This is a genomic window from Sphingomonas hengshuiensis (assembly GCF_000935025.1).
Classification (GTDB): Bacteria; Pseudomonadota; Alphaproteobacteria; order Sphingomonadales; family Sphingomonadaceae; genus Sphingomonas; species Sphingomonas hengshuiensis.
This window is the reverse complement of sequence record NZ_CP010837.1, coordinates 1-13,454: the sequence shown is the minus strand read 5'-3', so window position 1 is coordinate 13,454 and position 13,454 is coordinate 1. Positions and strand designations below refer to the sequence as shown.

11 protein-coding genes are annotated in these 13,454 nt (G+C 62.1%); 10 read left to right on the top strand and 1 reads right to left on the bottom strand.

Translation table 11 applies throughout. The annotated features are described in order from the left end of the window. The first annotated feature begins 1 nt into the window (after position 1). The 10 genes from TS85_RS23730 (at position 2) to TS85_RS23685 (ending at position 11,766) form a co-directional block, all read left to right on the top strand. The gene (locus tag TS85_RS23730) at positions 2-2,242 is read left to right on the top strand and encodes a GumC family protein (protein WP_162184764.1); all 2,241 of its coding nucleotides are present in this window, start codon (positions 2-4) and stop codon (positions 2,240-2,242) included. Between the two features lie 13 nt (positions 2,243-2,255). Further along, positions 2,256-3,461: a hypothetical protein gene (locus tag TS85_RS23725; RefSeq protein ID WP_044337080.1), complete on the top strand. Its 1,206-nt coding sequence runs from the start codon at positions 2,256-2,258 to the stop codon at positions 3,459-3,461. A 282-nt stretch (positions 3,462-3,743) separates the two neighbouring features. Beyond that, positions 3,744-4,733 (top strand): FAD-binding oxidoreductase, encoded by a 990-nt coding sequence (locus tag TS85_RS23720; RefSeq protein ID WP_044337078.1) that lies wholly within the window; start codon positions 3,744-3,746, stop codon positions 4,731-4,733. Between the two features lie 9 nt (positions 4,734-4,742). Further along, positions 4,743-5,513, top strand: a complete 771-nt coding sequence (rfbF, locus tag TS85_RS23715) for a glucose-1-phosphate cytidylyltransferase (protein ID WP_044337076.1) — start codon at positions 4,743-4,745, stop codon at positions 5,511-5,513. After that, entirely contained in the window at positions 5,507-6,595 is a 1,089-nt protein-coding gene (gene rfbG, locus TS85_RS23710; RefSeq protein WP_155006625.1) for a CDP-glucose 4,6-dehydratase, read from the top strand. Before rfbF ends, rfbG begins: the two co-directional genes overlap by 7 nt. An 11-nt stretch (positions 6,596-6,606) precedes the next feature. Further along, positions 6,607-7,920, top strand: coding sequence for a lipopolysaccharide biosynthesis protein RfbH (rfbH, locus tag TS85_RS23705; protein WP_044337074.1), 1,314 nt, complete (start codon positions 6,607-6,609; stop codon positions 7,918-7,920). Between the two features lie 7 nt (positions 7,921-7,927). Beyond that, positions 7,928-8,491, top strand: coding sequence for a dTDP-4-dehydrorhamnose 3,5-epimerase (rfbC, locus tag TS85_RS23700; protein WP_173426293.1), 564 nt, complete (start codon positions 7,928-7,930; stop codon positions 8,489-8,491). Beyond that, the gene (locus tag TS85_RS23695; protein ID WP_044337070.1) at positions 8,488-9,384 is read left to right on the top strand and encodes an NAD-dependent epimerase/dehydratase family protein; all 897 of its coding nucleotides are present in this window, start codon (positions 8,488-8,490) and stop codon (positions 9,382-9,384) included. The genes rfbC and TS85_RS23695 overlap by 4 nt, the downstream gene beginning before the upstream one ends. 40 nt (positions 9,385-9,424) lie before the next feature. Further along, on the top strand, positions 9,425-10,771 hold the full coding sequence (gene wzx / locus TS85_RS23690) for an O-unit flippase-like protein (protein WP_155006624.1): 1,347 nt from the start codon (positions 9,425-9,427) through the stop codon (positions 10,769-10,771). Next, positions 10,768-11,766 (top strand): glycosyltransferase family A protein, encoded by a 999-nt coding sequence (locus TS85_RS23685; RefSeq protein WP_044337066.1) that lies wholly within the window; start codon positions 10,768-10,770, stop codon positions 11,764-11,766. The genes wzx and TS85_RS23685 overlap by 4 nt, the downstream gene beginning before the upstream one ends. Before the next feature lie 3 nt (positions 11,767-11,769). Here the strand turns inward: TS85_RS23685 and TS85_RS23680 are convergent, their stop codons facing one another. After that, complete coding sequence (locus TS85_RS23680) at positions 11,770-13,173, bottom strand: pectate lyase family protein (protein WP_044337064.1); 1,404 nt, start codon at positions 13,171-13,173, stop codon at positions 11,770-11,772. Positions 13,174-13,454 lie beyond the last annotated feature (281 nt).

The following is a 13,454-nucleotide window of genomic DNA, read 5'->3' as shown; positions in this document are numbered from 1 at the left end:
CATGCAGTACGAACGGACCGGGAACGCGATGCGCAGCGCCGACGACACGTTGATCGATGTAGGCGGCAGCCCGCAGGAAGCGCGGCTGAACCTGTCGCTTGCCTGGGTCATCGCGACCCTGAAGAAGCGCAAGTGGCTTATCGTTGGATCGGTCGTGGGCGCCCTGCTGCTCGGCATAGTCATAACGCTTCTGATGACGCCGCAGTTCACGTCGAAGACGGTTGTCGAGATCCAGCGCGAAACGCGCAACTTCACCAATGTCGACGGCGTCGATTCCCGCACTTCCAGCACAGTCGACCCCGAATTCTACGAGACCCAGGCCGGGCTGCTGCGTTCGATCTCGCTTGCGGGCAGTGTCGCCACCGACGACCGTCTCCAGGACAATGCCGGATTCTTCCGGATGCTCAAGTCCCGCAAGGCGCAGGCATGGTTCAGCAACGATCGCCTGATCCCCAACGCCTCGACCCGCGAAGAACGGGTGCGCGAGGCAAGCGAACTGCTGCTCGACAATATCAAAGTGACGATCGTGCGCCAGTCGCGGCTTGCCACGATCAGCTTCACCAGTCCCGACGTCAATTTCTCCAAGAAGATCGTCGATTCCTGGGCGGCGCATTTCGTCCAGGCGACGCTCGACCGGCGCTATGCGGCGACATCCTATGCCCGAAAGTTCCTGGAGGAACGGCTTGGCCAGCTCCGCACGCGGATCGACCAGGCGGAACGCCAGCTCGTCGATTATGCCGCGAAGCAGGACATCGTGAACCTGCCCGGCGAGACCGGGACCGCTGCCAATTCGGGCACCACCACCGAGCGTTCGCTGGTGGCCGAGGATCTTGTCGCATTGAACAAGGAGCTTGCCAGCGCCACGGCGCAGCGGATCGAGGCGCAGAGCCGTCTCGGCGCGCGCGGCGGCGATGTACAGGAGGCCCTGTCCAACACCGGCATTTCGCAGATGCGGGCGCGTCGTGCCGAGTTGTCGGTGCAATATGCCGAGATGCTGGAGAAGTTCGACGCCGCCTATCCGCCTGCCCAGGCGCTCAAGGCGCAGATCGTCACGATGGACAAGTCGATCGCGCAGGAAGAAAGCCGGGTTCGTTCGACGCTGCAGCAGACCTATCAAGCGGCGCAGCAACGCGAAGCCGTGTTGTCGGGCAAGGTCGACAGCCTCAAGACCGGGCTGTTCGACCTGCGTCGGCGGAGCACCCAGTATAATATCCTGATGCGCGAGGTGGATACCAACCGCCAGCTCTATGACGCACTGCTCCAGCGCTACAAGGAAATCGGCGTTGCCGGCGGTGTCGGCGTCAACAACATCGCCGTCGTCGACGTCGGGGACATGCCCGACAAGCCGTCGAGCCCCAAGCTGATGCTCAATCTGGCATTTGCGTTGATCGCAGGGATATTGGCCGGTGTGTCGCTGGCGTTTGCCCTGGAGCAGCTCGAGGACTCGCTGTCCGACCCTGCCGAAGTGCCGGAGCTGTTGCGCATTCCGCTCATCGGCGTCGTGCCCAAGATGGAGGGCGAGCTCGTGCCGGCCTTGCTCGACGTCAAATCGCCGCTCAGCGAGGCCTATTTCTCGGTCCAGACCTCGCTTGCGCTGGCGACCCAGCATGGCTTCCCGCGCACGCTGGTCATTACCAGTTCGCGCGCGAACGAAGGCAAGTCGCTGACGTCGCTCGGTCTGGCAAAGACGCTGGCGTCGCAAGGGCGCAAGGTGTTGCTGATCGACGGCGACATGCGCTCGCCGAGCGTCCATTACATGCTCGATCTGCGGGGCGGTCCCGGCCTTAGCAACATCCTGTCGGGATCGGAGGCTCCGCTCGCGGCGGTTCAGGAAAGCGGCATCGCCAATCTGTCGATCGTTGCCGCCGGCCCGCATCCGCCCAGCACCGCCGAATTGCTTTCCGGCCCCGGCCTGCGCCCGGCGCTGGCGACGCTGCTCGAACGGTTCGACCATATCCTGATCGACGCGCCGCCGGTGATGGGGTTTGCCGACGCGCCGTTGCTCGCCAACCAGGTCGAGGGCGTCTGCTTCGTGGTCGAGGCGCACGGCACGAACAAGGCGAGCGCGCGCACCGCGATCGCGCGCCTGCGCAGTGCCGATACGACGATCTTCGGCGCGATCGTGACCAAGTTCGATTCGAAGCGCTCGTTCAGCGGCTATGGCTATGACTATGGCTATGGCTATGGCTATGGCGAGGGCGAGGGCGAGGGCGAGGGCTCCGCCGCCCGGCGCAAATGGTAAGGCTGCGAAGCGAATGTCACGGGCGTTTGTCTTCATAAAGACGGCCGCGATCCTGATTGGTGGTGCGGTCGTGCTGTGGGTCGCGACCGGTGTTACCCTGGACCTGACACTCGCCCGCACGCGGCCCGCGCTCGTCCTGGACTGGTGGCCGGTGGGAGTGCAGGCCAAGGTGGCCGAGGGCCAGGCCGTGGTGGCCGAGGCCAACCGGGTCGCCCCCGAGAAGGTGGACCGGGTACGGGCGCAGCTTCGGGCTGCCGCCTTGCGGGAGCCAGTGAACAGCAATGCGCTCGGCGCGCTCGCGGCGCTCGCTGATTACCGGCGGGACAGGGCAGGGGCACGCGCGCTCTTTCGCGTGTCGGAAACGCTGTCGCGTCGCAATACCTTCGCGCAGCTCTGGCTGATCGAGGACGCGGTGGCGCGGGACGATTCGGTTGAGGCCCTTAAGCACTATGATCGGGCGATGCGGGTGTCGCCCGAGGCCCGCGTGATGCTGTTGCCCATATTGCTGACGGCATCTTCCGATCCAGCCATTCGGAAGGAATTGCTGCCCTTGCTGGCGCAGCGGCCACTGTGGTGGAAGGACTATGTCCAGCGGCTCGCACAGGAAGGCGACAATCCGCAAGTGATGGCAGACGTGCTGCGGGCCATCCGGTTGGACATTCGCCAGGTCGATCAACGCAGTCTGGCCGAAGATGTACTGCGTCGGATGGTGTCACTCAACGATGAGCGCAGGGCGATGCTTGCGGCCAATCATATGGAGGGCCTTGCCGGATCGACACGGTCCTTGCGAGGGGGCGATTTCGAACCGAACAACAGCCTGCTGCCCTTCACCTGGTGGATGCGCGACGAGACCAGCATCCGGGCCTATCGCGACATCGTGCCGAACGGCAGTCTGGGGCTTCGTGTCGTCACGAGTGCCGGAAACTCGGGGGGGGTGGCGCAACAGCTTTTTGGCCTTTCACCGGGCCATTATGTGTTCCAGGGTCAGGCTGGCGATGTTTCGGCAGATCCCCTTGCCCGCCCTGCGCTCGAACTGGCATGCGCCCGCGGCGCTCAATTAGCGCGTTTCGTATTGCCTGCGTCCGACGAAAATGGGCGCAGCTTCCGCTTTGCCTTCGACGTTCCTGCTACGGATTGCGCAATGCAGTCGATTTCATTGGTCACGGCGCCCGCAGTCGATACCGACATGTGGCTGGACTCGCTCGCGATTACGCGTTGACGGCGAGGCCTGAGGCTCAGTCCAGCACGTCGTCGAGCCATCCCGACAGGCTGTACTGCCGTAGCAGTGCCGGGTCCCGGAAGAGCATATTGCGTGCAGATGCCCCGTGCGGGCGACGACCCGGGTGATCGTGCTTTGACAAAGCGCAGCCGAGCGGACATCGGGCACGCCTGCACCGATGCTGGATTGTGCAGTGCAGAAATGGGATGATCCCCCGGACGATCCTGCTAATGACAGACTCTCGAACACTATCGAGAATGGATTTGAGGAAGCTGTTAAGTCATGCCGGTCGTTGCGTTACAGTCGGGCAAGCGCTTCGAGGTCGCGCCCGACCGCTCCATTCTGGATGCCGCGCGCGACCAGGGGATCATCCTTGAATATAGCTGCCGCACCGGGCGGTGCGGGATCTGCAAGGCGCCGGTGCTTTCCGGCGAAACCACCGTACTGCGCTCTGAAGCAGAAAGCCTGACCGCCGCAGAAGCCGCAGCGGGCATGATCCTCACCTGTTGCCGCGCTGCGGCCAGCGACGTTGCGCTCGATATCGAGCCGCTCGATCGGCTCGCCGGCATCGAGATCAAGACCATGCCCGCGCGGATCGTGTCGATTGAGCAGCTTGCGCCCGAGATCGTCCGCGTCGTGTTGCGAACCCCGCCAGCCTCGCCGCTGCGCTTCGTGGCGGGCCAGTATGTCGATATTCTCGCCGATGGCGTCCGGCGCAGCTATTCGCTTGCCAATGCGCCGCGTGCCGACGGGCTGCTGGAATTCCTGATCAAGCGCTATCCGGGCGGGCATCTGAGCGCCTATTGGTTCGAGCGCGCCAAGCCCAACGACCTGGTGCGGATCGAAGGGCCGTTCGGCACCTTCTTCCTGCGCGACGAAGCGCCGGCGAACCTCCTGTTCCTCGCGACGGGCACCGGCATCGCGCCGGTAAAGGCGCTGCTCGAGGAAATCGCGGCCGATCCGGCACAGGCTGCCCGCCACCGGCTGCGCGTGTTCTGGGGCAATCGCGAGGCGGAGAACTTCTGCTGGGACCCGGTTACTTTGGGCCTCGACGTCGGCTTCCACCACTTGCTATCGGGAAACGACGCGGGTTGGAGCGGCAAGCGGGGATATGTGCACGACGCAGCGTCCGACGATGGGTTCGATCCCGCCGAAACAATGGTCTATGCGTGTGGCTCGAACGCGATGATCGCTTCGGCACGCGAAAAATTCCTGGCGCTTGGGCTTCCGTCCCGGCGCTTCCTCTCCGACGCATTTGTCAGTTCTAACTGAGGTACATCGATGAAGGCTGTTATCTTGGCCGGTGGGCTCGGCACGCGCTTCGCCGAGGAAACCAGCCTCCGCCCCAAACCGATGATCGAGATCGGCGGGCGTCCCATCCTGTGGCATATCCTCAAAATCTATGCCGCGCACGGCGTGACCGATTTCGTGATCTGCTGCGGCTACAAGGGCTATGTGATCAAGGAGTATTTCGCCAATTACTTCCTGCACATGTCCGACGTCACCTTCGACATGCGCGAGAATGAGATGATCGTCCACGAGAAGCGGGCCGAGCCCTGGCGCGTGACGCTGGTCGATACCGGCGATGACAGCATGACCGGCGGGCGGCTGAAGCGCGTGGCGGAGCATGTGAAGGACGAGGAATTCTTCTTCTTCACTTATGGTGACGGCGTCGGCGACATCGACATTACCAAGTCGATCGCATTCCATCGTGCCCATGGCAAGCTGGCGACGATGACCGCCACCTATCCGCCGGGCCGCTTCGGCGCGCTCGAGATCGAGGACGGGCAGGTCACGCATTTCCTGGAAAAGCCCAAGGGCGATGGCGGCATGATCAACGGCGGCTATTTCGTGCTGAGCCCCAAGGTCATCGACTATATCGCCGACGACGGCGTCACCTGGGAACAGGAGCCGTTGCGCAACCTCGCCGCCGATGGCGAGCTGATGGCGTATGAGCATCACGGTTTCTGGCAGCCGATGGATACGCTGCGCGACAAGCAGCATCTGGAAGCGCTGTGGGACGCTCGCAAGGCGCCTTGGCACATATGGTGAGGGGCGTCGTCGATCCTGCCTTCTGGGCGGGCAAGCGCGTCTTCCTGACCGGGCATACCGGGTTCAAGGGAAGCTGGATGGCGCTGTGGCTCCAGAAGATGGGGGCACGGGTCACCGGCTTCGCGCTCGCGCCGCCGACCGACCCTGCGCTGTTCGACGTGGCGCGCGTGGCCGAGGGCATGACCTCGATCCTCGGCGATATCCGCGATCGCGACGTGCTGGAGGCGGCGCTGGTCGCCGCCGATCCCGAAATCGTGATCCACATGGCCGCGCAGCCGCTGGTGCGCGCCTCCTATGACGATCCGGTCGGGACCTATGCCACCAATGTCATGGGGACGGTGCATCTGCTCGAGGCAGTGCGCAAGGCGCCGTCGGTGCGCGCGGTGTGCGTCGTCACCACCGACAAATGCTATGAGAACCGCGAATGGGTGTGGGGCTATCGCGAAGACGAGGCGATGGGCGGCTATGACCCGTACAGCAATTCCAAGGGCTGTGCGGAGCTTGTCACCTCTGCCTATCGCCGTTCGTTCTTCGGCGCCGGCAGCCCCGTCGCGATCGCATCGGGGCGCGCCGGCAACGTCATCGGCGGCGGCGACTGGGCGGCCGACCGGCTGATCCCCGACATATTGCGTGCGATCGGCGCCGGCGAGCCGGTGCAGATCCGCAATCCGGTTGCGATCCGCCCGTGGCAGCATGTGCTCGAGCCGGTCGGCGGCTATCTCGTGCTGTGCCAGGCGCTGTGGGAGAACCCGCAGGCCGCGGCCGAGGCATGGAATTTCGGCCCGCGCGACGACGATGCGCAGCCGGTGCAGTGGATCGTCGAGAAGCTCTGCGCGCAATGGGGCGAGGGCGCCGACTGGGTCCATGACGCCAGTACGCAGCCGCACGAGGCGCGCTATCTCAAGCTCGACATTTCCAAGGCGCGCGCCGGTCTGGGCTGGCAACCGCGCTGGTCGCTGGGCGAGGCGCTCGAACGCATCGTCGCGTGGCACCGCGCCTGGCTGTCGGGCGCCGACATGCACGCTTACTGCCTTTCCGAGCTGGAGCGCTTTGCCGCCGCCAGTCCTTCCGTTCCCGCATAGGATTGCTACCCATGACCGCTGACGACCTCCGCCGCGAAATCCGCAAGCTTGTCGGCCAATATGCCGAGGCCCAGTTCGCGCCCAAGCCGTTCGTCCCCGGCGAAAGCGTGATCCCGCCCGCCGGCAAGGTGATCGGCGCGCCCGAAATCGAGCTGATGGTCGAGGCGTCGCTCGATGGCTGGCTGACCACGGGCCGCTTCAACACCGAGTTCGAGGCCGGCCTCGCCAAGCTGCTGGGCGCGCCCTATGTGCTCACCACCACCTCGGGCTCGTCGGCGAACCTGCTGGCGCTGTCGTGCCTCACCAGCCACAAGCTCGGCGATCGCCGGCTGAAGCCGGGGGACGAAGTCATCACCGTCGCCGCGGGCTTCCCCACCACGGTCAATCCGTCGATCCAGCACGGGCTGGTTCCGGTGTTCGTCGATGTCGACGTGCCGACCTACAATATCGATGCCAGCCTGATCGAGGCGGCGATCACCGAAAAGACCGGCGCGATCATGATCGCACACACGCTGGGCAACCCGTTCAACCTCGCCGAAGTGCGCCGCATCTGCGACGAGCATGATTTGTGGCTGGTCGAGGATTGCTGCGACGCGCTGGGCGCCACCTATGACGGCAAGAATGTCGGGCTGTGGGGCGATGTCGCCACGGTCAGCTTCTACCCCGCGCATCACATCACGATGGGCGAAGGCGGCGCGGTGTTCACCCAGTCGCTCGAGCTGCGCCCGATCATCGAGAGCATCCGCGACTGGGGCCGCGACTGTTATTGCGCGCCGGGTTGCGACAATACCTGCGGCGTCCGCTTCGGCCAGCAGCACGGCACGCTGCCGTTCGGCTACGACCATAAATATGTCTATTCGCATCTCGGCTATAACCTGAAGATCACCGACATGCAGGCCGCGTGCGGCCTGGCGCAGCTCGACCGCGCCGAGGGTTTCGTCGCCGCGCGCCGCCGCAATTTCGGCCTGCTCACCGAGCGGCTGAAGAGCCTGGAAGAAATCTTCATCCTGCCCGAGGCGACGCCCAATTCGGACCCGTCCTGGTTCGGCTTCCCGCTGATGCTGCGCGAAGGCGTGGACGCCAAGCGCGTCGACGTGACGCGCTTCCTCGACCAGAACAAGATCGGCACGCGCCTGTTGTTCGCCGGCAACCTGACCCGCCAGCCCTATTTCGAGCACGTAAACTACCGCGTCGTCGGCGACCTGACGCGCACCGACCGGGTGATGAACGACACCTTCTGGCTGGGCCTGTACCCGGCGCTGGGCCAGGAGCATTTCGACTATGTCGGCGGAAAGCTCGAAGAATTCTTCGGACTGAATTTCTGAGGTTGTGATGGACACTGAGCCGACGGACATTCCGGGCTGTTATGTTCTGCAGGCGAAAGTGCTGGGCGATCCGCGCGGCACTTTTACCAAGACATTCCATATGCCCAGATTTGAGGAACTGGGGCTGCGAACCGACTGGCGAGAGGAGTATTTCTCTACCTCGGCAAAGGGTGTCGTGCGCGGCATGCATTTTCAGAGCCCGCCTGCGGACCATGCCAAGATGGTCTTCTGCCTGACGGGCGAGGTGCTTGATGTCGTGGTTGATTTGCGCCGCGGCTCGCCCGCGTTCGGCAAGGCGCTCGGCTTTACGCTCAGCGCCGAAAATGGCCGGGGACTATACCTGCCGACGGGCTGCGCGCATGGTTTCGTGTCGATGCGCGATGCGAGCGGCATGTATTACAAGGTCACCAGCGTTCACGCGCCCGATCACGATTTGGGCATCGCGTGGGACAGCATTGATTTCGACTGGCCTGTCCGTGCGCCCGCCTTGTCAGCCCGCGACGCAGCGCATCCGCGCTTGTCCGATTTTACCACGCCTTTCGCATTTGATCCGGAGGGCGCCGCATTATGACTCGTCGCGCGCTTGTCACGGGCATAACCGGGTTCATTGGCGGAGCACTGAGCAAACGCCTGCTCGCTGAAGGGTGGCGGGTCGATGCCATCGTGCGACCGCAAAGCAATACCGACTGTCTGCCGTTCGCCCGCGACGTGAATTTCCACATCGTTGAAGATGGGCAGGACCTTACGCCCGTTTTCGCCGAGTCCCGTCCTGATAGCGTCTTCCACCTCGCCTCGCTGTATCTGGCGGAACACCGGCCTGACCAGATCGGCGCGCTGGTGCAGTCGAATATCCTCTTTCCGACGCTCCTCGCGGAGGCAATGGCAGCCACGGGAAGCCGTTGTCTCATCAACACCGGCACCGCGTGGCAGAATTTCCAGGGAAAGGACTATCACCCCGTCAATCTCTATTCGGCGACAAAACAGGCGACGGAAGACCTTTTGCTCTATTATGCCTCCGCACGCGATCTTTCGGTCGTCACGCTTAGGTTGTTCGACACCTATGGTCGCGGGGACAAGCGCCGCAAGCTACTGCAAATCCTGATTGATTCGGCGAAAAGCGGCGATCCGATCGATATGTCGCCCGGCGAGCAGATCGTCGATATGACGCATATCGACGATGTGGTGGATGCGTTTTTGCTGGCGGCAGAGCACCAGCTCGCGCAGCAACGGACACTGTCTGAGACCTATTATGTCTCCAACGAGCGCCAGAGCGTTCGCGCGCTCGCATCGCTTGTCTCGGAAACGCTTGGGCGCCCGATCGAGGCTAATTTCGGTGGGCGTCCCTATCGCGCGCGCGAGGTGATGCACCCGTTTTCGCCACAATCGGAAGATCTGGTGCCTGGATGGTGTGCAAAACGGCGCCTGAGCGATCAAATTCTTCGGCTGTCCCAGGGCGCGGATTAATTGTGGCATTGAACCGCACAGACACCGATTGTCATTTGGCGTGAAACGCCTGCTTCGTCCCGTCATGGCGCGCCGCGGGTTTGCGATAGCTGCTCTGGCCCAAAGTCTTCAATATGGCTCGGGTTTATTGTTATTGCCCGTTGTCGTGAGAGAGTTGAGTGCCCCGGAAGTCGGTTTATGGTATATATTCATAGCCGCTCAGGGTTTGTCGGCCGTGGTCGATTTCGGCTTTCAACCGACGATTGCACGATATGTGTCGCTTGCATGGTCGGGGGCATCAAGTTTCAAAAGTTCCGATAATACTTCCAAGGAAATTTCGGGTCCGAATTTAAAATTGTTAGCAAATTTGCTAGTCGCTTCTCGCAAGCTTTACGGAATTCTCGCTTTTTTGCTTTTGGCAATTCTTGGGATCGTGGGGGCATTTTACTTGATTCCATTGGCGCGATCGAGCGGTCTCGATCTTACAGCGGTAATGACGTCGTGGTTTCTGTTTTCCGCCGCGACTGCGCTCGGTGTCTATTTTCTTTGGATTCCGGCCTTGCTTCTGGGGTCAGGCCGCGGGGCGCAGAACTACACGTTTCTCGTACTGTCCCGCGGGAGTTCCGCGCTGTTGGGCATCGCGGCGTTGCTGCTGGGCGGAGGCCTGATTGGCTTATCTGCCGCCTTCCTTGGGGCGCAGATAATCGCGCGCGTTGGGGGCGGCATTTTCTTGGCCCGTCTGCCTCTGGCAAGGGCTACCGAAATCGAAGCCGGGAGACCGCAGGCATTGCTGCGCGAGATCGGGCCGAATGCGGCCCGGCTAGGCTTGGTCGGCGTGGGTGCCTTTATGATCACGCGGTTGAACGTTTTCGTGGTTTCGTCCTTCTACGGCCTGACAGCTGCGGGATCCTTCTCGATCAGCCTGCAGATGTTGATGGCCGTCGCTACGATTGCGCAGCTTCCGGCGCAGATGTCGTTGTCTCAAATCGTCGCAGCCCGGGTGGCCCGGAACCGAGACGCGCTGTCTAGGATCGCCACGCGCGCTGTGTTGAGCTTTCTTGCCATTGCCGTGTTCGGCTCGATCGCCGTTGTCTGGCTCGCGCCGCACTTGCTGCATGCGTTGCGGAGCAGTGTCGGCCCGCTTCCCTTTCCTTCGATGCTTCTGTTGGCGGTGGTGCTGGTGCTTGAGGGCAACCATTCGCTCCATGCGTTTCTCATTACCACGGCGAACAAGGTGCCGTTCGTGGTGCCTGCGCTCGTTTCCGGGGTGGCAGTTGCGGTCCTGGTGACTCTTAGCTGCTGGCTTGGCCTGGGCATTATCGGGGTGATCGCGGCGCAAGGCCTTGCCCAGGCGGCGTATAATAATTGGAAGTGGCCATTGATGTTCTGGAAGGAGCTGGAACGATGAGCGTGGTAATACGCGATTGTCGCTATGCCTCGGATAATTACCAGGATAGAGATTATGCGGTCACCATTGCGATACCGACCTTCAATCGTCCGGAATTTCTGCGCGAGAGTTTGGAATCCGCAGCGAAGCAAACGGGATTTGAGGATTTTGAGATCCTGGTGGTCGATAATTGCTCCGAACCCGAGAATGTAGAATCCGTCTTAGGCTATTTGTCCTACTATGACGGCCCGCCGCTTCGATACTATGTCAACGAAACAAACATCGGGATGTTTGGCAATTGGAATCGGTGCCTGGCGTTGGCGCGTGGCGAATGGACGACAATACTCAGCGACGACGATCTCCTGTTTCCGGAATTTCTGACGAAGATGCAGGCTTATATTGATCATAAGCCGGTGGGATCAATAATATGCCAGGCGCGGATTATGGACAATCGCGAGGTTAAGCCCAAAGGCGTTAGCGGATTCAAGACTGAGTTGAAGCTAAGAGTAAATAGGTTACTTCGTTTCGGGTTTAGCCAACGTATCCGCCTTACGCCCCGGCGGCTGTTCTGGGGGAATATCGCGGGCAGCTCGCTGGGGGCTCTTTTCCGCACTCGGGAGGCGCTCGCCATGGGAGGCTTTGACGCGCGCGAGTTTCCGTCGGCGGATTTTGACCTGCACTTGAAATTCGCGCGAGGATCCGGGCTTGACCAGGTCGCCGACCAGCTCTGCGCGGTCCGGCTGCAGGAAAACGAGTCCATGAAAGTAGCCACGATGCAGGGCTTTTTCACGCGCGACTATCGGCGCAGAGTAGCCGCCGTCGAGGGCGGGACGGTGCCGCGATCCTGGGCGCGGTGGATACCCTATCTGCTCGCCTACGAAATTGGCGTCGGGCGACGAAATTGGGGCGTCCATGTCGATATTGCCGCGATCGAGGCCGAACTTGGTATCCGGGTTCCGCGCCGGGTCCCCGCGATTCCAATGTGGCTGGTCAGGGTTGCGCATCGCGGCGTGTGATTTTCACGCCAGGACCGTATAGCTGCCAGACAGGATCAGGTCGCCGCTTTTGGGCAGCGTAACTGTGCTGCCGTCTGTTGCCAGAAAATCAATGACGCCATTCGCGATCTGGGGCAGCACGTGTTTTCCGGCGAATGTGGTGCCGGAATATTCCAGCGACACGCTGTCGATGCTCTCGGGGTCATATGCCAGCGGCAGACCTGCGATTTGGAGGCGCGACCGGCTGCCGGCGCCGGCATGTGCGGACCATTCGAGCCGCATTTTGAATCGTACCAGGTTGCCGCTGCGGTGATACCGGCCGAAGGTCTTTGACCCGCTGGTATATGGGGCTGCGGCGGCGCCGGCGCCTCTAATGATCGGTACGAACGTGCCCCCTCGATTCTTCGTCACCATCCTTCCGGTGGCGAAGTTCATGAAACCCTCGCATTCGATTTCAAATCGAGGATTCTCGTTGAGCTCAAGGTTCCCCGAGTGGGTGCCGCCTTCTATTTTGACCAGGACGTTGGCATAGCTATCGCTAAGCGATCGTTTTCCGAGAAGCGGCTTCGTCAGGCCGATCCATTGGCACCCCAAAAACCGCATTTCGCTATAGGCATTCAATTCGAAATATGCCGCAGCGCCTGGCGTTTCGGTGACGAACTGGGTGGCGATGCATATTAACGCACGGACCGACTGAAACGCCTGATAGCTTTGTGACCAGAGCACGGCGCGATGGGTCGGGTTAGCATATAGATACCCTGCGCTGATCTCGACATGGTTGAGGGAGTTCGCGGCAAACTCGATACCGTGTCCCCAGCAGCCATCGATCTTGCCATTCTGCGTGCCGAATCTGAGATAGCAATTCGCCCATATGCACTCGCGCATGAGGCTCAGGCCCCCGCTTTGGACCATCGATATGCCGCAGGACGCAGCGGCAGGATCGTCCACTCGCACCGTCACTGCTGTTGGGTAGGTATCGTTGAGGTTGTCCCAATTGACATGCAACGGGGCCGTGCCGCCCGTGACCATGATGTGGCGGATGACATTTTGCGTTGAAGGGCCGGGGCCGGGTTTCCACTGGCAATCCCATGCCTGGGCGTCCGTGCCAGTCGTTTCGATGCTGAAATCGGAAAATGTCACCCCGGCAAGCGACCAGGATTGCAGCAAGGTGCCGCGCAATCCAGGCCTGGCGCGTAGCACCGCACCCATTTTGCTTTGTCCCTGCAGGCCGAGCGGCGCCGCTGATTGTCCCTTTTGGTTTTGGGAGCCAAATAACAGGTTTCCGACGATATAGAGCCCGTCAGGCAGGTACACGGTACGACCGGAAGCCTGGCCCGCTTCGAACGCCTTGTTGAGCGCGTCGGTTACCTCGACGGTGCCGGTGCGTGCCCGCACCGCTTGCGCTTGTGCGGGGGTCATGAAGTCCATGACCGACAGCGCCAGGTCGTCGAGCTTGTTTAATACCGAACGATCCTGCGCGCCGTCCGCCGCGGCCTGTAGCCGACGCGATCGGCCTCCTGGCGCACGGGCGCTCCGCCAGTCTGTGCGGCGGTGTCTTCGACTGGCGTCGTCCCGGGATCAACGGCGCGGCGGGGCATGGCCGAGGCAGTAACGCCGGAGAAAGGTAGCATGAGGAAAAGCCCGCAACTCGCTCGCCGTGAGATCTCCGTCGCTGCGCTGCGGAAGGCGGGGCTGCCACTGCTCATAGG